The following is a 23,286-nucleotide window of genomic DNA, read 5'->3' as shown; positions in this document are numbered from 1 at the left end:
GCGGAAAGGGATCCGACCCCGGGCCATGCCCCGCATCACTTCTGCAGCGTCACCTCATCCAGCACCCACATCGCCGGGCGCGTATCGCCGGTGAAGTTGATGCACAGATCGTCCGTACCCGATACGCCCTTCGGCAGCGCCGCGCGCAGGGTGACGAAGCCATCGGCATCGGTGCTGGCCGGCAGCGGCACCTGGGCCACGACCTTGCCGGTGCAATCGCCACGGCGGATCAGCATTTCGCCGTTGCGGCTCTTGGCCTTCTCGAACTTGCGCGCCGGCTCGTCGTGGGCCAGCTGGAAGTAGTACGGAATGCGCCCGGCACGTACTTCCACACTGCCGATGCCATCGAGCTGCGCGGCCGGCCAGCGCCAGCACGGCTGGAAGATGTCCACGGTGAACACCTTGCGCGCACCTTCGCGCGGGCCATCGTCTTCCAGGCGCAGCACCAGGCCCTTCTCGCCCACGCAGCTGCGCAGTTCCTCGCTGTGGCGGCTGAGCAGCGACTGTGCGGTGTAGGACGCCACGGTCGGTGCGGCCGCCAGCGGCTGGCCCTGGAAGAACGCAGCGGCCTGCACGGTGGCCGGCAGCGGCTGGGTCAGCGGCTGCTGGTACAGCGGCGAGCTGGCGGTCACCGGCGTGCCATCGGTGCTGTAGCGCACTTCATAGCCCAGCGGATTGGCCAGCGACACCGTCACCGTGTTCGCGGCGCGGTCGTCGGTATGGCCCACGCCCACTTCGAACGGGGTCTGCGCATAGGCCAGGCCCCAGGCGCGGTAGCGCTGCAGCTGCGCCGGCAGGCGGGCGACGAAATCGCGGAAATCGCGATGCTCCGGCGCGCTCCAGCCGGTTTCGGCCACCGCGGCCAGGCGCGGGAACAGGTTGTGCTGCAGGCGTGCGTAGGTGCGGGTGTGCTCGGTGAACATGTTCGCCTGCAGGCCGAGGATGTGCCCGCGCTTGTCGGCGGCCAGCTCGGCCGGCACCGGCTCGAAGTTGTACAGCTTGGCCAGGTTGACCTGGGCCGGGCGGCCCGGCGGCTCGTTCGGCGAACCGGTCTGCAGGTAGTCCAGGTACAGGTGGCTGACCGGCGACATCACCACGTCATGGCCACTGCTGGCCGCGGCCAGGCCGCCTTCGGTGCCGCGCCAGGACATCACCGTGGCCTGCGGCGGCAGGCCGCCTTCGAGGATCTCGTCCCAGCCGATCAGGCGGCGGTCGTGCTCTTCCAGGAAGGTTTCCAGGCGCTTGATGATGTGGCTCTGCATGGCCATCTCATCCTTGATGCCCAGCTCGCGCATGCGCTTCTGCACCTGCTTCGAGGCGATCCACTGGTCCTTGACCGCTTCGTCGCCACCCACGTGCACGTACTTCGCCGGGAACAGCTGGATCACTTCCTCCAGCACGTTCTCCAGGAAGGTGACCGTGCCGTCCTCGACGTTGAACAGGTTGGGGAACACGCCCCATTCGCTGATCGGCTTCAGCGGCGTGCTGATCGAGCCCAGTTCCGGGTAGGCGGCGATCGCGGCCGTGGCGTGGCCGGGCACGTCGATTTCCGGAATCACCTGGATGTGCAGCTTGGCCGCATAGGCGATCACTTCGCGGATCTGGTCCTGCGTATAGAAACCGCAGTACGGGTATTCCTGCTTCGTCACCGGATCGAGGCCGCCATCGCCGGCCGGCAGGCGGCAGCTGCCGACCTCGGTCAGCTTCGGGTAGCGCTTGATCTCCATGCGCCAGCCCTGGTCATCGGTCAGGTGCCAATGGAAGGTGTTGAGCTTGTGCGCGGACATCGCATCGAGCACCCGCTTGATCTCGTCCAGGCTCTGGAAGTGGCGCGCCGAGTCGAGCATGAAGCCGCGCCAGCTGAAACGCGGCGCATCCTGGATCTGCACAGCCGGCAGCGTGCCCTGGCTGCCGCCGGTGGCCAGCTGGGCCAGCGTGGTGGCGCCGTAGAACAGGCCGGTCTCGTTGCCGGCCTGTACCAGCACGCCCTGCGCGGTGCTCTCCAGCGTGTAGCCCTCGCCGGTATCGCGGAAGGTGGGAATGATCTGGAAGCGGATGCCGCCGGCCTTGGCCGCGGCCTTGCCGGTAGCCAGCGCCAGGCGCGGGCCGCCACTGCGGGCGAGCAGATCGGCGAACTGGCCCGCCACGCGCTGCTCGGCTTCGCTGTCGGCGCGCAGGGCTGTGCCTGCGGCCACGGTGATGCCGCTGCCATTGCCGCGCTGCACCTTGGCCGGTGCGGGGATCAGCATCAGGCTGCCGGCGCGCAGCTGCGGGCCGGGGCCGGTATCCAGTGCCGGGGCATCGGCGGCGCGGGCGGCGGCGGGAAGCATCGCCAGGCCCAACAGCATGCTGGCAAGGGGGAAGGGTCGCATCATCTCACTCCTGTGGTGGGCGGCTCGCTGTGCCGCGCGTGGCCGCCGCGCAGGCGGCGATTCCGGTCTCCCATCGTACGACGGGCCCGGAAATCCGGGCCCGTCGCGATGTGCAGCTGGGTGCAGTCTTAGAACTTGAAATGCAGGGTGGCCATGTAGCGGCGGCCGCTCTTGTACTTGCCAGCCAGGTGTTCCTTGTCGCCCAGGTACTGGAAGTAGGTCTCGTCCAGCAGGTTCTGCGCGTCCACCGTCAGCGACCAGTTGTCGTTGAAGGTGTAGCCGAAGCTGGCACCCAGTTCCGCGTAGTCGTCCACGCTGGACGGGGCGGCACCGGCCACGTAGCCGCCGGCCAGGTAGCTGTCACGCCAGTTGTAGGTCAGGCGCGCATTGATCGGGCCCTTCTCGTAGTACGGGCTGAAGGCGATGGCATTGCGCGACTGGTACGGCAGCGGATCACCGGTGTTGTTCTCACCGTTGGCGTAGGTGTAGTTGGCGGTCAGGCCGAAGCCGCTTTCGCCGAAGGGCTGCTGGAAGCTGATGTTGAAGCCCTTGACGTGGCCGCTGCCGGCGTTGCGCGGCCGCTGGATGCTGTAATCGCAGTAGCCGTCGGCGGTGCAGCCGTTGGTACCGACGAGGTTCGCCCAGGTGGCCGGCGAGGTATCGCGGATCGAGTTGTACTGGCGCTCGATGGTGGCCGAGGTATCGATGTAGTTGTCGATCTTCTTGTAGAACACCGACCAGGCCACCACGGCCTGCGGCGCGTAGTAGTACTCGGCCGAGGCGTTGAAGTTCCACGACTCATACGGCGACAGATCGGCGTTGCCGCCCGAACCGGTCAGGGTGGTGTCGTTGAGGAAGGTGTTGTTGACCATCTGGTTGTACGGCGCCCAGGCGATCACCTTGGCTGCGGCGAAGCGGAACACCCAGTCGTTGTCGGTGTCCCACGCGACGTTCAACGACGGCAGCACGAAGTCTTCCTTCTTGGTGCGGGTCTGCCACTTGCTGTCCAGGTCGGTCAGGGTCGGCGTGCCGCCGTAGACGAAGCCGCTGCCTTCGGTCTTGGAACCGACGTAGCGCACGCCCAGGTTGCCGCGCAGCGGGCCGTTGGAGAAGTTCAACTGCGCGTAGGCCGCGTTGTTGGTCTGGGTCAGCGCCCAGCTGTTGTTGAGGTAGCTGGCCGGATCGGGGTTGCTGTAGTCGATCGGGCTGTTGCGCACCCAGTTCAGCACGTTGTTGCGGCCGGCCTGCACGTGGCGGCCCTGGTCGTTGGTGAAGCCCTGGATGTCGGTCAGGCCGATGGTGCCGACGTCGGCCAGGGTGCCCGGGGTGACGCCGCCGTACACGTTGAGGGTGAAGGCTTCATCGTGCTTGCCGTGGCGCACGCCGAACTGCAGCTGGTTGAAGATGCTGTCGAACTGGACGTTGAAGTCGAGCTGGGCGTAGGTGTCCTTGCTCTCGGTGGAGAACACGCCGTTGTTGCCGAACCAGCCGCCGGCCGAACCCCAGTTGGCCGGGTCGCGGGCGCCTGCCGGGTCATCGAAGGTGATGCCCTTGTCCATGTTCCAGCTGAAGCCGCCGTTGTAGAACGGCTCGATGAAGTACTGGGCCAGGTTCTTGTTGTCGGACTTGCTCTGGCCGGCCTGGCCGGTCACGCCCCAGCTTTCGCCCTTCCAGGCGCCGCGCAGGTCCACGCCCTTGGTGACCACTTCGGACAGACGCACGTTGTTGTCATAGATCAGCGTGCCGCTGTTGGCGATGGCGCTGGCATTGGAGTGGCCGCTGGTGGCCACGCCGTTGCGCACGTCGCCGAGCTGGTTGACGGCGTTGACGGTGCCCGGGTTCCAGGTCAGGAAGGAATAGAGCGACTGGTTGTAGTTGTCGAACTTTTCCTTGATGTACATGCCGCTCAGGTTGAACTCGAGCTCATCGGTCGGCTTGAACTGCAGGTTGACCACGGCGCTGTCGCGCTTGCGTTCCTGCTGGAACCAGGCGGCGTTGAACGAGTTCGGCACGTCCACGTCGGCAGCCACGCCGGTGGCATTGGGGAAGGTGCTGGCCTTGGTGTAGCCGAACACTTCCTTGCCCTGGCGGTCGACGGCTTCTTCGTAGTGCTGGGCCGAGACGGCCACGCCGAAGGTCTCGTCGTTGTTCTTCCAGCTGTACAGCACGGCCGCGTTCGGCTTGCCTTCGCTGGCCTGCTGGCTGTAGCTGTAGCCCACCGAGGCGGCCACTTCGTTCTGCTTCAGGTCCAGCGGCTGGCGGGTGTGCATCAGCACGGTGCCGCCGAGGCTGCCTTCGGTCAGTCGCGCTTCGGACGACTTGATGATCTCCGCGCGGCCCAGGATCTGCGGGGCCAGCAGCGTGTAGTCGAAGCCGCGGTTGGGCTGTTCGCCGTACAGCCAGATGGCCTGCGCCACCGGGTGGTTGTCCAGGAAGGACAGGTTGAGGCTGGGGTCGGTGCCGTCGATGCTGACGCGCTCGCCCTGGCCGAAGCGGCGGTCCAGGGTCACGCCCGGGATCTGCGACAGCGCTTCAGCAACGTTGGTGCTGGGGAACTTGCCGATGTCCTCGGCGGTGATCGCTTCGGACACACCGACGTTGTTGCGCTTGGTGTCCAGCGATTTTTCCAGGCTGGCGCGGATGCCCACCACCTGCACGGTGTCCAGGTCCTGCGGGGTAGCCTGCTGGGCGTGCGCCGAGAAGGCGAGGCAGCCGACGATGGCTGCCGAAAGCAGAGTCTTGCGGGTGTTCATGATGTCTCTCCTCATCACTGATGTGCGTTGTCGGCGGCGAACGAATGGCAGGTCATGCCTGGCGCCAGCAGGGGCTGCCGGGCGCGATGGTGCGATTCCAGTGCGTCGTGCGTACTGCGGTGCTGCGTACTGCTTGCTGCGTACTGCGGTTCAGGCGTTGGCGTGGAGCAGGAACCAGCTGGCGGCGCCGATGACGCCCAGCTGCCCGTGCTCGACCACCTTCACCGGGATGCGTGCCAGCGCTTCGCCCATCGGCCCCTTCTGCAGGTAGCGTTCGACGAAGGTGCTGGCATGCAGGTATTCGCGGATCTGCGGCAGGATGCCGCCGGCCAGGTAGACACCACCCTGCGCGCCGTAGAAAAGCGCCATGTCGCCGATGGTGCTGCCGAGCAGGCCGCAGAACACATCCAGCGCCTGGCGGGCGAGGGCATCGGTACCGGCCATGGCTGCGGCGGTCACCGCATCCGGGCTGGCCAGCACCGGGGTCTGCCCCTGCAGGGCGCAGATGGCGTGGTACAGGTTCATCAGGCCGGGGCCGGACAGCGCATGTTCGATCGACACGTGCGCGCGGTCGCGCTGCATGTGGCGGACGATGGCCATTTCCAGTTCGGTGCTTGCGGCCAGCGTCGGCTGGCCGGCTTCGGTGGGCAGGACCACCGGGCCGTGCGGAGTGGGGATCCACAGCGCGGCGCCCAGGCCGGTACCGGGGCCGACCACCAGGGTCGGGCCGCGCGGCGCGGTCTCGGGGCCGCACAGGTGCAGCACGCCGCTTGCGTCAACCTGCGCCGCGGCATAGGCCACCGCTTCGAAGTCGTTGACGATGTGCACGTGCTGCAGGCCGACCTCGGCTTCCACCTGGCGGGCCGACAGCGGCCACGGCAGGTTGGCGGTGATCACCGTGCCGTCCTCGCGGGCGAAGCCGGCGGTGGCGACCACGCACTGGCTGGGCCGCGCGCTGTCACCGAGGAAGTCGGTGAGGATCGCACTCAGGCCGGCATAGTCCGCATTGCGGTACTTGCGGTATTCCAGCAGCTGCACCGGATGGGCCTCGTCGCCGCTGGCCTGTGCCCTTGCCACGCGCACATGGGTACCGCCGACGTCGGCGGCCAGGAACGAGGGCGCGACGCGGGACAGGACATGGGCCGGGGCGGGATGGCTGGCGGTCACGCGGGCTCCTGCTGCAGGTGGGAAGCGGACCCACGAAAGGCCCGTCGATGGGGCGGAGTCTGTAACTGCGTTGACAACGATGTCAACGAGTTCGTGACACTTTCGTTGCTGCGCCGCAACGAATGAGAGACACCGTAAACGTTTACATCGTCTTGACCAGGCATTGACCCGCAAGCCTTTGCGCCATGGGCTTCTAGGGGCAGAGCGCATTCAGCGCGGAGCGCGGTGGTGCTGTTGCGCAGTGCAGCACGGCCGCTTCGGGCCTGTGCAATCAAGTTGACAAACGGCGGTGCTCCACCGAAAGAATGTGACAACGTTGTTCCCAGCCACTCTCCGACACCGCCTTCTGCGGTCGTCGCCGCAGGAGCCCACCTGATGTCCGCCGTCACTGCTGCAAGCGCGCGTCCAAACGTTGCCGCCTCCATCGCCATCGTCGGCGTGCTGTTCTTCCTGATCGGCTTCTTCACCTGGCTCAACGGGCCGTTGATCACCTTCGTCAAGCTGGCGTTCGAGCTCAGCGAAGTCGGCGCCTTCCTGGTGCTGATGGTGTTCTACCTGTCCTACTTCTTCCTCGCCCTGCCGTCGTCGTGGATCCTGCGCCGCACCGGCATGAAGAAGGGCCTCAGCCTGAGCCTGCTGGTGATGGCCGGGGGCGCGGCACTGTTCGGCGAGTTCGCTACGCAGCGCTGGTATCCGGGTGCGCTCGGCGGCCTGTTCGTGATCGGCAGCGGCCTGGCCCTGCTGCAGACCGCGATCAACCCCTACATCTCCATCCTCGGCCCGATCGAAACGGCCGCGCGCCGCATCGCGCTGATGGGCATCTGCAACAAGATCGCCGGCATGCTGGCACCGGTGCTGATCGGCACGCTGGTGCTGCACGGCATCGGCGACCTGTCGGCCAGCGTGGCTGCTGCCGATGAAGCAACCAAGGCGCAGCTGCTCAACGAATTCGCCGCCAAGATCCACGCGCCGTACCTGGCCATGGCCGGTGTGCTGGTGGTGCTGGCGGTGGCGGTGCTGTTCTCGCCGCTGCCGGAAATCAAACCGTCCGAAGCCAACGCCACGCCGACTGCAGCGGGTGCCGCCGAGCGCCGCAGCATCTTCCAGTTCCCGCACCTGTGGCTGGGCGTGCTGTGCCTGTTCGTCTACGTCGGCGTGGAAGTGATGGCCGGCGATGCCATCGGTACCTACGGCCACGGCTTCGACCTGCCGCTGGACCAGACCAAGATGTTCACCTCGCTGACCCTGTTCGCCATGCTCATCGGCTACGTGGTCGGCCTGGCGCTGATTCCGAAGGTGGTCTCGCAGTCGCGCTACCTCACCGTTTCGGCGGTGCTGGGCGTGCTGTTCTGCCTGGGCGCGTGGGCCACCCACGGCTATGTGTCGGTGGCCTTCGTGGCGCTGCTGGGCTTCGCCAACGCCATGATGTGGCCCGCCATCTTCCCGCTGGCCATCCGCGGCCTGGGTCGTTTCACCGAAACCGGCTCGGCCCTGCTGGTGATGGGCATCGCCGGCGGCGCGATCATTCCGCAGCTGTTCGCCGTGCTCAAGCAGCACATCGACTTCCAGCTGGTGTTCGTCCTGCTGATGGTGCCGTGCTACCTCTACATCCTGTTCTACTCGGTGATCGGCCATCGCGCCGGCCTGCCGCAGGACAAGGCCTGATCGGCGATGATGGACGGCAGCCAACCCCAGGAAAAGCCGATGCGCAGAGCGACCATCAAGGACGTTGCCGAAAAGGCCAAGGTCTCGCTGAAGACGGTGTCGCGGGTCATCAACAACGAGCCGTCGGTGATGCAGGCCACCCGTGCGCGGGTGCTGCGTGCCATCGCCGAGCTCGACTACGAACCCGATCCGTCGGCGCGCAACCTGCGCAGCGGCACCACGTTCGTGATCGGGCTGGTGTACGACAACCCCAACCCGTACCACATCATCGGCGTGCAGAACGGCGTGCTCGCCGCCTGCCGCGAAACCGGCTTCGGTCTGCAGATCCATCCCTGCGATTCGAGCTCGCCGATGCTGGCCGATGAGCTGGCCGACTGGGTGCAGCGTTCGCGTCTGGCCGGGCTGGTGCTGACCGCGCCGATGTCCGAACGCCGCGACCTGATCCAGACGCTGACCGCGCGCGGCATCAAGCTGGTGCGCATCATTGCTGCCACCGAGGATCCGGCCGACGGTGCCTGCGTGTTCGTCGATGACCGCGAGGCCGCCTACGAAGTCACCGAGCACCTGATCCAGCTCGGCCACCAGCGCATCGGTTTCCTCTGGGGTGGTTCCTCGCACCGTTCCTCGGGCGAACGCTACGCCGGTTACGAGGCCGCGCTGAAGGACTACGGCATGACCGTGGACAAGCATCTGGTGGTGCAGGGCGACTACACCTTCGACGATGGCTTCCGCGGCGCGCGTCGCCTGCTGGCACTGCGCGAACCGCCCACCGCCATCTTCGGCTCCAACGACGAAATCGCCGCCGGCGTGCTGGCGGCCGCGAAGTCGGCCGGCATGAACGTGCCATACGACCTCTCCATCGCCGGCTTCGAGGACAGCCCGTTCTCGCGCCAGTCGTGGCCGCCGCTGACCACCGCCAAGCAGGCCACCGAGGACATCGCCCGCCACGCCGCGCGCCTGCTGATCGCGCAGCTGCGCAGCGATGCCTACGACGATGCACCGGCCGCCCTGCAGAACCAGGGCTTCGTGCCGCAGCTGGTGGTGCGCGGCTCCACCGCACCGATGCGCCCGGCCGGCGTGCGCCCTCTTCCTTCCGAACCCGCCTGAGTCCGCCATGTCGCCGTCTGACCCCACCGCCACCCTGATGTTCGCCGAGGCTGCTGAAGCGGCCGACGTGGTTGCCCGCCAGTTCGCCCGCAACCACGCCACCATGGAAGCGCTGGCCGCCAGCCTGCGTGCGGCACCGCCGCCGTTCGTGGTGACCTGCGCACGCGGCAGCTCCGACCATGCCGCCACCTACGGCAAGTACCTGCTGGAAACCCAGCTGGGCCTGGTGGTCGCCTCGGCCTCGCCGTCGGTGGGTTCGGTGTATGCCGCCCCGCTGCAGCTGCGTGGTGCGTTGTTCATCGTCATCTCGCAGTCGGGCAAGAGCCCGGACCTGCTGCGCAATGCCGAGGCCGCCAAGGCCGCCGGTGCGCGCGTGGTCGCCCTGGTCAACGTCGAGGATTCGCCGCTGGCGCAGCTGGCCGACACGGTCATCCCGCTGCATGCCGGTGCTGAAAAGAGCGTGGCCGCGACCAAGAGCTACCTGGCCTCGCTGGCCGCGCTGCTGCAGCTGGCCGCCTACTGGAAGCAGGACAGCAGCCTGCGCAATGTGCTGGACCTGCTGCCCGATGCGCTGCGTGCGGCGTGGCAGTGCGACTGGAGTGCAGTCTCCGACGGCCTGGTCGATGCCAGCAACCTGTTCGTGCTCGGCCGTGGCCTCGGTCTCGGCGCCGCGCAGGAGGCCGCGCTGAAGTTCAAGGAAACCTGCAGCCTGCACGCCGAGGCCTACAGCTCGGCCGAGGTCAAGCACGGCCCGATGGCGCTGGTCGGCCGCGGCTTCCCGGTGCTGGCCTTTGCCCAGCCCGATGAAACCGGTGCCGGCACCCGTGCGGTGGTCGAGGAATTCAGTGCGCGCGGCGCCCAGGTGTGGATGGCCGGCGCCGGTGGCAACCTGCCGGTGGCGGTCGCGCCGCACCCGCTGTGCGCACCGCTGCTGACCGTGCAGAGCTTCTACCGCGCGATCAACGCACTGGCGATCCGCCGTGGCTTCAATCCCGACCTGCCGCCGCACCTGAACAAGGTCACGGAGACGGTCTGATGGCCACGGTCCTGCGCAACGCCCGCATCCTCACCGGCGATGATTTCCGCGACGACCTGGCGGTGGTGATCGAAGACGGCCGCATCATCGCGCTGCTGCCCGACGCCGCGCCGCAGCTGGGCCAGGCCGACGAACAGGTGGACCTGGGCGGTGGCTGGCTGCTGCCAGGCTTCATCGACGTGCAGGTCAACGGCGGTGGTGGTGCGCTGTTCAACAACACGCCGGATGTCGCCTCGCTGCGCACCATCGCGCAGGCCCACCGGCGCTTCGGCACCACTGCGATGTTGCCGACCCTGATCAGCGACGACGTGGACGTGATGCGCGAGGCGATCGGTGCGATGCGCGAGGCGATCGCGCAGCAGGTGCCGGGCATCATCGGCATCCACCTGGAAGGCCCGTACATCGCGCCGGCGCGCAAGGGCACCCACGATGCCAGCAAGTTCCGCGTGCCCGATGCCGAGGAAATCGCGCTGGCCGCGTCGCTGGACAACGGCGTGACCCTGCTGACCCTGGCGCCTGAGCGCGTGCCGCTGGAGACGATCCGCGCGCTGGTCGAGCGCGGCGTGATCGTGGCGGCCGGGCATACCGCCGGCACCTACGAAGAAATCCGCGACGGCCTGGATGCCGGCGTGCGCGGCTTCACCCATCTGTACAACGCGATGTCACCGCTGCAGGGGCGTGAGCCTGGTGCCGTGGGTGCAGCGCTGGAAGACCGCGACAGCTGGATCGGCATCATCGTCGATGGCGTGCACGTGCACCCGGCCAGCCTGCGCGTGGCGCTGGCCGCCAAGCCACGCGGCCGCCTGCTGCTGGTGACCGACGCGATGCCACCGGTCGGTGCCGATGATCCCAGCTACGTGCTGTACGGCGAGACCATCACCGCCGTCGATGGCGTGGTGCGCAATGCGGCCGGTGCGTTGGCCGGTTCGGCGCTGGACATGGCCACGGCCGTGCGCAACACCGTGCAGCTGCTCGGCCAGCCGCTGGCCGAGGCGGCGCGCATGGCGTCCACCTATCCAGCGGAATTCCTCAACGTGGATGACCGCCTGGGCCACATCGCCGAGGGCTACCAGGCCGACCTGGTGCTGCTGGATGATGCCCTGCAGGTGCGTGGCACCTGGATTGCCGGACAGTACGAGGCGGCATGATGGACGCAGCGCCGCCACGTCGGCTGGGCTCGATCGATGCCCTGCGCGGCCTCACCGTGGCGGCGATGCTGCTGGTCAACAACCCCGGTGACTGGAGCGCGGTGTTCGCACCGCTGCGCCATGCGGACTGGCATGGCTGCACGCCCACTGACCTGGTGTTCCCGTTCTTCCTGTTCCTGGTCGGCGTGTCGATGGCCTTCAGCGTGGCGCCGCGCGCGCACGACGCCGCCGCGCGCCCGGCACTGGCCCGTGGCGTGCTGCAACGCGCGCTGCGCATCGCCCTCGCCGGTGTGCTGCTGCACCTGCTGGTGTGGTGGGCGCTGCACACGCATCACTTCCGCATCTGGGGTGTCCTGCAGCGCATCGCGCTGTGTGCGGCCGTGGTTGGCGTGGTGGCGGTGTACGTGCGGCCGCGCACCCAGGTCGCGCTGCTGGTCGCGCTGCTGGTGGGCTACACGGTGCTGCTGCTGGGCATCGGCGATCTGGCGCCGTGGACCAATCCGGCCAGCCGCCTGGATACCCGCCTGTTCGCGCCCTTCATCTACCAGTGGCAGGCCGACACCGGCCTCGGCCACGATCCGGAAGGCCTGTTGAGCAGCCTCGGCGCGCTCGCCAGCACCGTGCTCGGCCTGCTGGCCGGTGGCCTGCTGCGCCACGGGCGCGCGTCCGCACTGGCCGGTCTGGGCGTGGCGACCGCCGTGCTGGGTCTGCTGCTGGCCACGGTGCTGCCGCTCAACAAACAGCTGTGGACGCCGAGCTACGTGCTGTGGACCGGCGGGCTGGCGGCGCTGGCGCTGTGGCTCGGACACCTGCTGATCGACCGCAGGGGCTGGCCCGCGCTGGGCCGCCGCTTCGGCGTCAATGCCATCACCGCCTACCTCGGCGCCTCGGTGATGTCGGTGGTGCTGCTGGCCACCGGCGTCTGGGGTTGGGTGTGGCAGCAGCTGGCCACGGCGATGCCGGGCGCACTGGAACTGGCCTCGATGCTGCAGGCGATCGCCTTTGTTGCGCTGTGGTGGGGCGTGGCGTGGTGGCTGGACCAGCGTCGCATCTACCTGAAGATCTGACTGCTACCCGGACGATCTGGTATCCACGCATGGCATGGATCTACTGGCGCGCGCTTCATGCGCGGATGTACGGGCCCACGCTTCAGTAGAGCCACGCCATGCGTGGATGCTCTTCGCCATGACGTGTGAAAAACATGAACGCTTTCATGCACATGCACGCCACGTGATGCATGCATTACTTCACACCCCAAGCGTGATGCATCCGGCATAACGTCAGACCCGAATGCCTCACGGCGCCCCCGCGGCGCCAGCACTGTCCATATCCGCAATTCCTGAATCCCCCGACCCCAGGAGTGCCATATGTCCGTTGCCGCCATGCGCGCACCGCGCCATCACCGCCTGACCCGCTGCCTGCTGCAGGCGCTCGCCATTCCCGCCGCACTGGCTGCCACCGTGCCCATCGCGTGGGCGGGCTGTGACAACGTCGCGCCGCTTGCCGGGCAGACCGTCACCTGCAGTGCGGCAGCCCCCAACCCGCAGACCGTACCCGTCAGCGCCAACGGTGAGGTCGGCATCACCCTCAACGTTGCCAGTGGCGCACAGCTGCAGCAGAGCGGTGGCGGCAGCGTCGTCAGCCTGGTCGGCGCAGGCGGTCACCAGCTCGGCAACCAGGGCGCAATCACCTCGGTGGGCGGCATCGCCGTGCAGCTGGGTGGCGGCAGCCGCGTCGACAACCTCGGCAGCATCAGCACCGGCAACAACACGGCGCTGCAGTTCGTTGGTGCCGGCGACAGCGTGCTGGTCAACCGCGGCACCATCAGCGGGCGCACCGGCGTGCAGTTCGATGCCGGCAACGATCGCCTGGAGATGCTGGACGGCAGCATCAGCGGCGGCGTGCTGCAGGGCGATGGCAACGACGTGCTGCTGATCACTGGCGGCACGCTCGACAGCGTCGACCAGGGCAACGGCGATGACCAGATGACGGTCAGCGGCGGCACCATCACCGGCCTGGTGACGCAGGGCAGCGGCCCCGATGATTTCGTCATGACCGGCGGCACCATCGGCGCGCTGCAGCAGGGCGACAACATCGACACCTTCCGCATGAGCGGCGGCCGCATCATCGGTGCCTTCGAGGATGGCGACCAGGCGTGGATGACCGGCGGCCGCATCGGCCGGGTCAACATGAAGCTGGACAAGAACCTGTGGGACCAGTCCGGCGGCACGGTCGACGGCAACGTGGTCACCGGCTTCGACACCGATACCATCATCATCTCCGGCACTGCCTACATCGGCGGCAACATCAGCGTCAGCGGCGGCAATGACAGCGTGACCATCACCGATGGCACCGTGCGCGGGCAGGTGCTGCTGAGCACCGGCAACGACACCTTCAACTGGAATGGCGGTGGCATCGTCTACGGCGCCATTGATGGCGGGCCGGACAATGACGTGGCCAACCTCAGCAACCTCAACCAGGCCAACCTGGGTGCAGTGCCGCTGTTTGACGGTGGCAGCGGCAATGACCGGCTCAACTTCAACAACGTCAAAACCACCGGCGTGGGCCGCTTCCAGAACTGGGAGGCGATCAGCCTGGCCAGCAGCACCGAGCTGACCTTCGACGGCGACGTCGTGCTCGGCGACAGCGGTACGGGCACCGGCACGCTCACCCTGGACGACACCAGCACGCTCTACGCCGGCAACGGCGCGCATGCGGTGCGACCGTTCGCTGCGGGCGCACGGGTGGATGTGTTCAACGCCGGCCGCATCGACCTGACCGGCACGGGAGCCGGTGATGTGTTCACGATCCGCGGCAATTACCGCGGTGACGGCGGTGGGCTGTACCTGCGCACAGTGCTGGCGGGTGATGGCTCCAGCAGCGATCGCCTGGTCATTGATGGCGGCACGGCCAGCGGCACGACCGGCATCGGCATCCTCAACGCCGGCGGTGGTGGCGCGGCGACGCTGGCCGACGGCATCCTGGTGGTGCAGGCGTTGAATGGCGGTACCACCGCGGCGAATGCGTTTTCGCTGTTCGCACCGGTATCGGCCGGTGCCTATGAGTACTTCCTGTTCAAGGGCGGCGTCAGCGCCGGCACCGGCGAGAACTGGTACCTGCGTTCGACCCTGGTCGCGGGCCCGACGCCGGCACCGAATGGCAGCGTCAACGCCACGCCGCCGCCGCCCACCCCGGACGTCGCACCGCCGCCGCCGATCACGCCGGCACCGCCACCGCCGCCGGAGGATCCGGTTGATCCCGACCTGACCGCCGGCGAGACCGCACCGCCGCCGCCACCGCCGGAGCCGGCACCCGTGGCCCCGCCCAGCGACCCGGCCGTACCCGATGTGCCGGTGGCCGGCAGCAGCCTGCCCGGTGCAGGCTCGACCCCGCCCAGCCCGGGTGCACGACCGGCGCAGGGTGACGTGGTGCCCCTGTATCGCCTGGAAACCGCCGCCTACGCGGTGGTGCCGCCCCTGCTGCGCGAGACCTCGCTGGCCAGCCTCGGTACCTTCCACGAGCGTCAGGGCGAACAGCGCCTGCTCTACAGCAACGGCGCCTTCCGCACCGCCTGGGGGCGACTGGTGGGGCAGAGCAGCGAGATCCACTGGAGGGGCGACGCACAGCCGGGCTTCGATGGCGATGTGATGGGCGTGCAGGCCGGTCTGGATGTGTGGGCCGCCGCCGCTGACGACCATCGCAACCAGGTGGGCGTGTTTGTCGGCCGCACGCGCGCGCAGGGCAGGACCACCGGTCTGGCGCTGGGCTGGGAGAACGTGCAGGTCGGCCAGAGCCGGCTGGATGACAAGCATGTGGGCCTGTACTGGACCCTGACTGGCAGCGAGGGCGGTTACCTCGATGCGGTGGCCCTGCAGAGCCGCTACGACGGCCGTGTGCGTTCCTCGCGCGGGCTCGGCATCGACGTGAAGGGCGATGGCACCACGTTGTCGCTGGAAGCGGGCAAGCCGCTGCTGCAGTTCGGGCAGTCCTCATGGTGGCTGGAACCGCAGGTGCAGGTGATCTGGCAGCGCAGTTCGCTGGATGACCGGCGCGACGTGGCGTCTGCGGTGCGCTTCGACAGTGACAACGCCTGGACCGGCCGCGTCGGCCTGCGCCTGGCCGGTGATTACCAGCTGGCCGACAACGGCTGGCAGCCGTATTTCAAGGTGAACTACTGGCACGGCCGCGCGGGCGAGGACCGCATCCAGTTCGACAGTGACACGATCCTCAATGCGCAGCGCTCGCGCGCGCTGGAAGCGGGCGTAGGCGTGGTCGCGCGCTTCAACCGCAGCATCAGCGCGTACGCCGTGGCCGACTACACGCGTGAGCTGGGCGGTGACCGCAACGAGAAGCGCCGCACCATCGAAGGCAACATCGGCCTGCGCGCGGACTGGTAGCGCCGGGCCGTGCCCGGCGAGGTGGCCCACCGACGTGACGATCCTCCGCATGCCGACGCCAATACACCGCGCCAGACGCAGGCGCGTATGCTGCATCTGTTACCCGCGACGAAGGAACGTCGAATGCACGTCGATCTACGCATCACAGCGGCGGCACTGTTCTGCGCCACGGCAGTTGCGGCCCCCGCTGCGGCCATCGAACTGCCCACCGCACAGGCACGCATCGAGCTGCTGGACACGCTGGAACGTGAGGCGCTGTACCGCGACCGGGTGGACTGGCCAGAGATGCGTGCGCGCTTGAGTGCCGCACAGGGCAACCCGGAAAAGATCCGCGACGTGCTGAAGGAGGCCATCGGCCGCAGCTCGGGAGGGCACGGTGCCTGGCTCAGCGTGGAGCGGATGCGCTCGGAGGGCAAGCGGCTGGGGCGCGCCAATGCTGGGGTTGCGGCTGGTGCATCCGAAGGTGCTGCAGCTGCCGATGCACCGGCGCTGGACCCGCGCATCGGCCAGGTGGACATCGGCGGCTTCTCCTCCGTTCCCGGCCCGGCTGCGAAACAGCAGATGCAGGAGCGCGCAGCACGCTGGCAGGCGATCATCCGCGACCAGGACACTGGCAAGCGCTGCGGTTGGATCGTGGACCTGCGCGGCAACACCGGTGGCAACATGTGGCCCATGCTGCTCGGCATGGCGCCGCTGCTGCGGATCACGAAGGACGGCGAGGAAACGGTCGGCTCCTTCGCTACCGCCGAGGGTCCATCGCCCTGGCAGTCGACCCCTTCCGGCGTGCGCCTGGACACGCGCGTGGTGGTCGATCTCGGCGCGCCCGGCTACCGCCTGAAGCACGTGGGCGCACCGGTGGCGGTGCTGACCGGACCGCGCACCGCCAGCGCTGGCGAGGCGACGGTATTGGCCCTGCGTGGTCGGCCGCAGACACGCAGTTTCGGTGAGCCGACGGCGGGCGTGTCCACCGCCAACGTGGTGCGTCCGCTGGTTGATGGCAGTTCACTCGTGCTGACCACCAGCGTGATGCAGGACCGCACCGGCAAGGGTGATGGGCTGAAGATCACGCCGGACCAGCGCACTCACAGCGACACGGCCACTGTAGCGGCCGCCCAGGCCTGGCTGCTGGCCCAGCCTGCGTGCACTGGGCGCTGATGCCGTTCGTCGCTATGCTGCTGTGCTGGACACTGACAAGGATGCGTCAATGAACTCTCGTCTTCCCGCGCGCGCGATCCTGGGCGCAGCATTGCTGGTGGCCTGTGGCAGCCCGGCATCGGCAGCTCCCGCTGCGGCCGTGGAGCTGCCGTCTGCCGAAGCGCTCGAACAGATGCTGCATCTGCTGGAAACCCAGTCGCTGTATCGCGATCGCGTCGACTGGAGCGATGCGCGCGCGCGGCTGGCCGCCGCAGGCGATGATCGTGCTCAGCAGCGCCGCGTGCTGGATGATGCGGCCACGCGCAGCAGCGGTGGACATGGTCGGTGGATATCGCCCAGCCAGCAGCGCGAACGCTCCGGTCGCGCCCAGCATCTGAATGCCGGGCAGCGCGCTGCGTTGGCGGAGTCCCCGAAAGTCGATGCCCGCATTGGCGTGCTGAAGGTCGGCCCCTTCGTGGAGGATCTGCAACGCAGCGAACAGCAGCGCTACAACGCGCGCAAGGCCTACGCGTTGGCGCTGCAGCAGCGCATCGTCGATCTGGACGACGGCACGCGCTGCGCCTGGGTGGTCGACGTGAGCAGCAATGGCGGCGGCAACATGTGGCCCATGCTGCTCGGGCTGTTGCCGTTGCTGCAGGGGACTCCAGACGCACAGGGGTCACTGATCGGCGCCTTTCGCAGTGCCGATGGCCTGCAGTGGTGGCGACAAGGGGAAGGTGAGGTGAGGCAGGACGGCACGCAGGGGCTGCGCTCACGACAGGCCGCCTATCACCTGCGTGCGGGTAGGGCACCGGTCGCGGTGCTGATGGGGGCGCGCACCGCGAGTTCGGGTGAAGCCGTCGCGTTGGCATTCCGCGGGCAGGCGGGCAGCCGCAGTTTCGGCCAACCCAGCGCAGGTTTCTCAACCGGTAATCGGCCCGTGACACTGGTGGATGGCACCACCCTGCTGTTGACCCACAACGTCATGGCTGACCGCAACGGGCGGGGCGACGGTGCCAGGTTGCAGCCGGACGAGGCCACCGCCAGTGGGCCGGGCACTCTGGCCACCGCCCAGGCCTGGCTGCTGGCCCAGCCTGCCTGCACGGGCGGCTGACCGGTGATGATGATGATGATCGGCCAGCAGGTGCGGGTGATCGTGGTTGGCCCGGCCGAGGCCCATCACTGCCTGCGCTGCGGGACCGAAACCGACTTCGCCCCGCAGCTGCGCTACCGCATGGCGCGCATCGACCTGCTGTTCGGCTTCGTCTACCAGCGCCGTTACGAGCTGGCCTGCACCGGCTGCGAGCATGGCTGGGTGTTGGACACCGACACCATGGACCAGCAGCTGGGCGGGGTGCCGATCCCGTTCCGGCACCGCTTTGGCCTGCCGCTGATGCTGGTGGTGGTGGCCGGGCTGGCGGTGGCGGGGTGGATGTGGCGGCAAGGGCATCTGGGCTGAGGCCGCAGCCTGCTAAAGTGACACCCTGCAATCACGTACCGGAACCGACCATGGATCACGACACGCCGTTCGAACCCCTCAACGACCTGGAGGTCCGCCTGCTGCAGGCACAGGACGGTACGCTGACTGCCTCGCAGTTCCTCGATGGCCTGCTGACCGCGCCGGTGTTCGTGCTGCTGGACAAGGCCATCGGCGAGGATGGCGCCTGGGACGAGAGCATTTCGCCGCTGGTGCTGACCAGCGAGGGCGGCGAGCCGATGTTTGCGGTGTTCACCGCGCCCGAGCGCGCCGGTCTCTGGCACGAGCAGCTGCCGCAGTTCGCCCATGCCATGCCGATTGCCGTGCACGCGTTGCTGGCGGGCATCGGCGAGGGCGTCGGCCTGGTGCTGAACCCGGGCCTGGACGTGGGCATGGAGATGATCCCCGACGCCGTGGCCCAGCTGAAGGATCGCGCCGCCGCGATCACCCGCGGCATGGCGCACTGATTCCAGGGGTTCTGGGATTGCCGGCCAGCGGCCGGCACTACCTTCGACAGTCCGCGTGTGGCCGGTACGACGCTTGAGGATCAGCGCGCGGCCGCGATCGCCTTCACCCGTGCCCTGGCCAGCGCCTCGCCAACGGCGGGGCCCTTCAGATGGGTCAGGTCCAGATCCCGCGCCTGTACCGACAGCGCCGCCTGGTGCAGGCGCTTGAGCGTTTCACCCTGCGGATAGTCGCCTTCTTCAAAGCCGAGCCGGCCGCGCTTGTCGGCCTCGCAGCACAGGGCAATGCGGGCCACGCGCTCGGGGCGGCGCAGGGCATCGCACCGGCCCAGCAGGTCCAGCACGGTGGCATCACGCAGCTCGTCGATGCGGTGCACGTTCAAGTGCTCGCGGCAGACCGCTTCGGCCAGCTGCTGGTGCTCGGTGGGAATCTTCAGGCGCGCACACAGCTCCTTGAGCGGCTTCAGGCCACGCTGCTCGTGCATGATGTGGCGCGGCCATTCGTCCGGCGGCGTCAGGCCCTTGCCAAGGTCGTGGGTGAGCGCGGCGAAGCCGACCAGGTCATCGCCCGGTGCCAGCCGGGCGGCCATGTCGCTGACCATCTCCTGATGAATGCCGGTATCCACTTCCGGGTGGAATTCGGCGCGCTGCGGCACGCCATACAACGCTTCCAGTTCCGGCAGGATCGGGCCGAGCGCATGCGCGTCATGCAGGGTGCGCAGGAAGGCCGATGGCCGTTCGCAGACCAGCGCCTTGCGCAGTTCCTGCCACACGCGTTCGGGCACCAGTGCGTCCAGCTCGCCACTGGCGGCGACCTCGCGCATCAGCGCCATGGTTTCCTCGGCGACGGTGAAGCCCAGCGGTGCGAAGCGGGCCATGAAGCGCGCAGCACGCAGCACGCGCAGCGGGTCTTCAACGAAGGCGGGACCGACATGGCGCAGCACGCGCTGCTGGATGTCGCGCGCACCGCCGTAAGGATCGACCAGGGTGCCATCGGCCTCATCGCAGGCGATGGCATTGATGGTGAAATCGCGGCGCTGCAGGTCTTCTTCCAGGGTGACCCCCGGATCGGCATCGACCACGAAGCCGCGGTAGCCGCGGCCGGATTTGCGCTCGGTGCGCGCCAGCGCGTATTCCTCGCCGGTCTTCGGGTGCAGGAACACCGGGAAATCTCGGCCCACGGCGGTGTAGCCCTGCGCTTCCATCTGCGCGGGGGTGGCACCGACCACCACCCAGTCACGGTCGCCGGCGGGGCGCTGCAGCAGGCGGTCGCGTACGGCGCCGCCGACAAGATAGATCTTCATGGCGGGGATGATCGCACGGGCGTGTGTCGCCGCGCTGCGTGCTCGCCGGGCATGGCCCGGCGCTACCGGATCGGACGGCATTGCGGGGTAGCGCCGGGCCAGGCCCGGCGGCACTTCCCGCGTCGATCAATCCCCGCCCTGGTCGGCGTCCGCCGCACAGGTGAACGCATTGCGCTTGTCCACCAGGCGGCCCATCAGGCGGTCGCTCAGCGGCAGCGCATTGCCGTTGAGGCGCCAGTCGTAGATCACGCTGAAGGCCAGCACGCGGGCGACATACTCGCGCGTTTCCTTGTAGCTGATCGTCTCGATCCACAGGTCCGGGTCGAAGCCCGGGCGCTGGCTCTGCCAGCGTGCGGTCGGGGTCGGGCCGGCGTTGTAGGCGGCGATGGTGACGTAGGGCAGGCCGTCGTACTTGTTCATCAGCTGGCGCAGGTAGGCGGTGCCGATGGCGATATTGGTGTCCGGGTCGTACAGGCTGTCGGCGCCGCCGTAGGCCGTCAGGCCGATGTTCTTCGCCACGCCCGCGCCGGTCGCCGGCAGCACCTGCATCAGGCCCATGGCGTTGGCAGGTGAGCGCGCGCGCGGGGTGAAGGTGCTCTCGGCGCGGATTTCCGCGGCCACCCAGGCCGGGTCGATGGCGTTGCGCGAGGATTCGCGGCGGATGGTGCTGTCGTGGTGCAGCGGGAAGCGCAGGTCGTACAGGCGCTGTTCCTGCGGCTGCTTGCCGAGTGCGAACACGGCGCGGTCGAACCAGCCGTTGTCCTGCGCTACGCGCACCGCCAGGCGGCGCTGGGTGTCATCGAAACGGGACAGCGCGCTGTTCCATTCGGCCACGGCCCAGCCGTTGCGATCGATCTGGTACAGCGCCATCGCGCGCTGGATGGCCGGGTCGCGGGCGACGGCGGCCTGCGCCTGCGCACTGTCGTTGGGCTTCCACGGGCACAGCGTGTAGTTCTGCTGCAGTTTGTCGGCGGCCAGGAAGCCGTGGAAGGTCGGCGCACGCGCGGCGCTGCGGAACAGCGGCTGGGCCTGCTGCGCCTGCCCGGTCTTTTCCAGCATGCGGCCTTCGAAATAGGCCCAGCGCGAATCGTTGCGCTGCTTGCTGCCCATCTTGCGGATGGCGGTCAGCGCGGCTGCCCAGTCACCGCGCGACATCGCCTCACGCACGCGCCATTCGTGCAGGCGCTCGTCGTAGGCCGATTCGGGTACGGCATTGAGCCGGCGCGCGGAGTCGGGCAGGTAGGAGGCCACCGTCCACAGCGCGATCTGGTAGCGCACCTGGGCCTGCTGGTCGGCGCTCAGGCCCAGCGCCTGCGCGTACTGCGGCAGCTGCTGTTCGGTGGCACCGGGGTCGGCCTTGGCCAGCTTTTCCAGGCCGTCGGTGGCGATGCGGCGGCTGCGCTCGTTGCGCGGCCAGTTCAGTGCGCTGGCATTGGGCTTGTCGACGAAGGCGGCATAGGTGTTGGCCAGCGCCAGGTCGGCCGCGGGCAGGCCGCGCGCGGCGCTGCGCATCACCGCCGGCTGCTGTGCATCGGCGGCGGCGTCGACGCGTTCCCAGCGCAGGGCATCACTCATCCCACCCTGCGCCTGCAGCACGGCGAACACCGCGTCACAGGCATCGGGCAGCGACTTGCCGTTCTTGCGCCACAGGTCCTGTGCCTCGCTGATCCACTGCGGGTCGACCTTGCCGGTGGCCTGGCGCGCCGTCAGCTGGGCGCAGCGCAGGCCGAGGTTGTCGGTGGGTGCCCAGTTGGCCAGCAGGGTGGTCCAATCCTGGCGGCGGGCCACCGAGGGCAGCCAGACGCTGCGGAAACTGTTGGCCACGGCCTGGCCGTCATAGCGCTTGAGGAAGGCCTGGGCCTGGCCGGTATCGACGGTATCGATGTTGCGGCGAAGCTGGGCGAACTCGACCCAGCCATAGGCCGGGTGGCGGCTGAGTGCGGCGGCCTGGCGCGGATCGAGCTGGCCGCGTTCGGCCGCATCGATGGCGGCCTTGAGCTGGCCGCTCTGGGCGTCGAGTGACTGGGCGCTGGCGCAGCCGATCAGCAGCGATGCGGACAGCGGGAGCAGGGACAGGGCGGTCGAAGAGCGTCGGGTCATGGGCCCAGCATAGCGGGCGCTGGCTGAATTCAGTTTCGCATCGCGTGCACGGATCGCGCCGGGCAACGACAGCTGAATGCTCCGCGCGCAGACACTGCCGCCAGCCTGCACCGGCGACGTACTGTCGGCGTGGGCGAACGGCCCGGGTGCAAGGAGTGGCACATGGCGTTCAGTAGCGCAGGAAGAAGCGGCCCCTTGGCGGAGATCAATGTCACGCCGCTGGTGGATGTGATGCTGGTGTTGTTGATCATCTTCATCGTGACCGCGCCGATGCTGTCGCGGCCCATCGCGGTGCAGCTGCCACAGGCAACGGACCGGGTGGTCGATCGTCCCGATCCACCGCCGCCGATCGAGCTGCGCCTGGATGCGTCCAGCCAGCTGAGCTGGAACGGCCAGCCGATGGCCATCAATGATCTGCAGGCGCGCCTGCGCACCCAGGCCAGCGAGCATGCTGGCAACCTGCCGGAGCTGCGCATCGCCACCGATCCGTCTGCCGAGTACGAAGGCATGGCGAAGATCCTGGCAGCTGCCGAGGCCACGGGGATGGAGCGGATCGCCTTCGTGCGATGACGCGATGTGGCGCCGTTGAGGGGGCTGTGCTCCCTCAACGGCGGTCAGGGACGGGGCACGTCGGGATGGGCGCCGGACATCTGCTGATGGAGCGGGCGCGTATCAGGCAGCGTTGATTCCACGACCCGCAGAAATGCCGCCTCGATCTGGGCTGGAACGGGTGTTGCGTCTGCCCGCCAACGTCCCTGCGCGTGATCGTATTGAACGTTGAATGCCGTCAGCTGCGCATTCTCGAAGTCCACAATGACCGTCAGGCCCGGCCCGGACTGAAGTGCCATGTCTCTGGGCGATGCGCAGTTGTTGCATTCAATCACGCCACCGGCATGGGCGTGCCCCGCAAGGATCAGTGCCAGTGGCGCGAGGATCATTGTGTGGAATGCGACATTATTTTCCCTCATCACGAGCACCTCATCGGCCGGTCGGGAATGACAGTTTTCCCCTGATTTCAGTCTCGATGTGTGGTTTTCCGGCAATTTCGGATTGTTCCTAGAGCATGGGATTCCGCTCTGCATTTTCAGTAATGGATGCAGATGTTTCATTCATCAGAACGGCGTGAAAGGGTGTCGCAGGTCACGCCAATGTTTTTACATCT

The 23,286-nt window shown here is 68.1% G+C and carries 17 protein-coding genes; 11 read left to right on the top strand and 6 right to left on the bottom strand.

Annotation, left to right across the window (positions count from 1 at the left end; genetic code table 11):
* Positions 1-35 precede the first annotated feature (35 nt).
* The 3 genes from C1925_RS17535 to C1925_RS17525 form a co-directional block, all read right to left on the bottom strand.
* On the bottom strand, positions 36-2,375 hold the full coding sequence (locus C1925_RS17535) for a family 20 glycosylhydrolase (protein WP_108770013.1): 2,340 nt from the start codon (positions 2,373-2,375) through the stop codon (positions 36-38).
* A 125-nt stretch (positions 2,376-2,500) separates the two neighbouring features.
* Positions 2,501-5,125, bottom strand: coding sequence for a TonB-dependent receptor (locus tag C1925_RS17530; RefSeq protein WP_108770012.1), 2,625 nt, complete (start codon positions 5,123-5,125; stop codon positions 2,501-2,503).
* Positions 5,126-5,275: 150 nt separating this feature from the next.
* Positions 5,276-6,292, bottom strand: a complete 1,017-nt coding sequence (locus tag C1925_RS17525) for a glucokinase family protein (RefSeq protein ID WP_108770011.1) — start codon at positions 6,290-6,292, stop codon at positions 5,276-5,278.
* Positions 6,293-6,667: 375 nt separating this feature from the next.
* On the opposite strand from C1925_RS17525, the gene C1925_RS17520 reads away from it, so the two are divergent.
* The 10 genes from C1925_RS17520 (at position 6,668) to C1925_RS17475 (ending at position 18,723) form a co-directional block, all read left to right on the top strand.
* Positions 6,668-7,957: a sugar MFS transporter gene (locus C1925_RS17520; protein WP_108770010.1), complete on the top strand. Its 1,290-nt coding sequence runs from the start codon at positions 6,668-6,670 to the stop codon at positions 7,955-7,957.
* A 39-nt stretch (positions 7,958-7,996) separates the two neighbouring features.
* On the top strand, positions 7,997-9,064 hold the full coding sequence (locus tag C1925_RS17515) for a LacI family DNA-binding transcriptional regulator (RefSeq protein ID WP_108770754.1): 1,068 nt from the start codon (positions 7,997-7,999) through the stop codon (positions 9,062-9,064).
* Positions 9,065-9,071: 7 nt separating this feature from the next.
* Entirely contained in the window at positions 9,072-10,100 is a 1,029-nt protein-coding gene (locus tag C1925_RS17510) for an SIS domain-containing protein (protein ID WP_108770009.1), read from the top strand.
* Positions 10,100-11,248, top strand: coding sequence for an N-acetylglucosamine-6-phosphate deacetylase (nagA, locus tag C1925_RS17505; RefSeq protein ID WP_108770008.1), 1,149 nt, complete (start codon positions 10,100-10,102; stop codon positions 11,246-11,248). The genes C1925_RS17510 and nagA overlap by 1 nt, the downstream gene beginning before the upstream one ends.
* Entirely contained in the window at positions 11,248-12,315 is a 1,068-nt protein-coding gene (locus tag C1925_RS17500) for a DUF5009 domain-containing protein (RefSeq protein ID WP_108770007.1), read from the top strand. Before nagA ends, C1925_RS17500 begins: the two co-directional genes overlap by 1 nt.
* 300 nt (positions 12,316-12,615) lie before the next feature.
* The gene (locus C1925_RS17495) at positions 12,616-15,645 is read left to right on the top strand and encodes an autotransporter outer membrane beta-barrel domain-containing protein (protein WP_108770006.1); all 3,030 of its coding nucleotides are present in this window, start codon (positions 12,616-12,618) and stop codon (positions 15,643-15,645) included.
* 123 nt (positions 15,646-15,768) lie between these two features.
* Positions 15,769-16,800 (top strand): S41 family peptidase, encoded by a 1,032-nt coding sequence (locus tag C1925_RS17490; RefSeq protein ID WP_108770005.1) that lies wholly within the window; start codon positions 15,769-15,771, stop codon positions 16,798-16,800.
* Between the two features lie 22 nt (positions 16,801-16,822).
* Positions 16,823-17,893, top strand: coding sequence for a S41 family peptidase (locus C1925_RS17485; protein WP_159097554.1), 1,071 nt, complete (start codon positions 16,823-16,825; stop codon positions 17,891-17,893).
* 9 nt (positions 17,894-17,902) lie between these two features.
* Positions 17,903-18,238, top strand: a complete 336-nt coding sequence (locus C1925_RS17480) for a hypothetical protein (protein ID WP_108770753.1) — start codon at positions 17,903-17,905, stop codon at positions 18,236-18,238.
* Positions 18,239-18,288: 50 nt separating this feature from the next.
* Complete coding sequence (locus tag C1925_RS17475) at positions 18,289-18,723, top strand: SseB family protein (RefSeq protein ID WP_108770003.1); 435 nt, start codon at positions 18,289-18,291, stop codon at positions 18,721-18,723.
* Between the two features lie 80 nt (positions 18,724-18,803).
* Here C1925_RS17475 and C1925_RS17470 read toward each other — a convergent pair whose 3' ends face one another.
* Together C1925_RS17470 and C1925_RS17465 are read right to left on the bottom strand one after the other, a co-directional pair.
* A complete protein-coding gene (locus C1925_RS17470) occupies positions 18,804-20,024 on the bottom strand; it encodes a multifunctional CCA addition/repair protein (RefSeq protein ID WP_108770002.1) in 1,221 nt (406 codons plus the stop codon).
* Between the two features lie 126 nt (positions 20,025-20,150).
* A complete protein-coding gene (locus C1925_RS17465) occupies positions 20,151-22,124 on the bottom strand; it encodes a transglycosylase SLT domain-containing protein (RefSeq protein ID WP_108770001.1) in 1,974 nt (657 codons plus the stop codon).
* Between the two features lie 162 nt (positions 22,125-22,286).
* On the opposite strand from C1925_RS17465, the gene C1925_RS17460 reads away from it, so the two are divergent.
* A complete protein-coding gene (locus tag C1925_RS17460; RefSeq protein WP_108770000.1) occupies positions 22,287-22,694 on the top strand; it encodes a biopolymer transporter ExbD in 408 nt (135 codons plus the stop codon).
* Between the two features lie 44 nt (positions 22,695-22,738).
* Here the strand turns inward: C1925_RS17460 and C1925_RS21020 are convergent, their stop codons facing one another.
* A complete protein-coding gene (locus C1925_RS21020) occupies positions 22,739-23,233 on the bottom strand; it encodes a hypothetical protein (protein ID WP_159097553.1) in 495 nt (164 codons plus the stop codon).
* Positions 23,234-23,286: the final 53 nt, after the last annotated feature.

The organism is Stenotrophomonas sp. SAU14A_NAIMI4_5 (assembly GCF_003086795.1).
Lineage (GTDB): Bacteria > Pseudomonadota > Gammaproteobacteria > Xanthomonadales > Xanthomonadaceae > Stenotrophomonas.
This window is presented reverse-complemented; position numbering and strand designations above follow the sequence as displayed.

Coding starts and splice junctions, on each gene's coding strand:
- C1925_RS17535 (WP_108770013.1), bottom strand. CDS start 2,375: ATGATGCGACCCTTCCCCCTTGCCAGCATGCTGTTGGGCCTGGCGATG.
- C1925_RS17530 (WP_108770012.1), bottom strand. CDS start 5,125: ATGAACACCCGCAAGACTCTGCTTTCGGCAGCCATCGTCGGCTGCCTC.
- C1925_RS17520 (WP_108770010.1), top strand. CDS start 6,668: ATGTCCGCCGTCACTGCTGCAAGCGCGCGTCCAAACGTTGCCGCCTCC.
- C1925_RS17515 (WP_108770754.1), top strand. CDS start 7,997: ATGCGCAGAGCGACCATCAAGGACGTTGCCGAAAAGGCCAAGGTCTCG.
- C1925_RS17510 (WP_108770009.1), top strand. CDS start 9,072: ATGTCGCCGTCTGACCCCACCGCCACCCTGATGTTCGCCGAGGCTGCT.
- nagA (WP_108770008.1), top strand. CDS start 10,100: ATGGCCACGGTCCTGCGCAACGCCCGCATCCTCACCGGCGATGATTTC.
- C1925_RS17500 (WP_108770007.1), top strand. CDS start 11,248: ATGGACGCAGCGCCGCCACGTCGGCTGGGCTCGATCGATGCCCTGCGC.
- C1925_RS17495 (WP_108770006.1), top strand. CDS start 12,616: ATGTCCGTTGCCGCCATGCGCGCACCGCGCCATCACCGCCTGACCCGC.
- C1925_RS17490 (WP_108770005.1), top strand. CDS start 15,769: ATGCACGTCGATCTACGCATCACAGCGGCGGCACTGTTCTGCGCCACG.
- C1925_RS17480 (WP_108770753.1), top strand. CDS start 17,903: ATGATGATGATCGGCCAGCAGGTGCGGGTGATCGTGGTTGGCCCGGCC.
- C1925_RS17475 (WP_108770003.1), top strand. CDS start 18,289: ATGGATCACGACACGCCGTTCGAACCCCTCAACGACCTGGAGGTCCGC.
- C1925_RS17470 (WP_108770002.1), bottom strand. CDS start 20,024: ATGAAGATCTATCTTGTCGGCGGCGCCGTACGCGACCGCCTGCTGCAG.
- C1925_RS17465 (WP_108770001.1), bottom strand. CDS start 22,124: ATGACCCGACGCTCTTCGACCGCCCTGTCCCTGCTCCCGCTGTCCGCA.
- C1925_RS17460 (WP_108770000.1), top strand. CDS start 22,287: ATGGCGTTCAGTAGCGCAGGAAGAAGCGGCCCCTTGGCGGAGATCAAT.
- C1925_RS21020 (WP_159097553.1), bottom strand. CDS start 23,233: ATGAAACATCTGCATCCATTACTGAAAATGCAGAGCGGAATCCCATGC.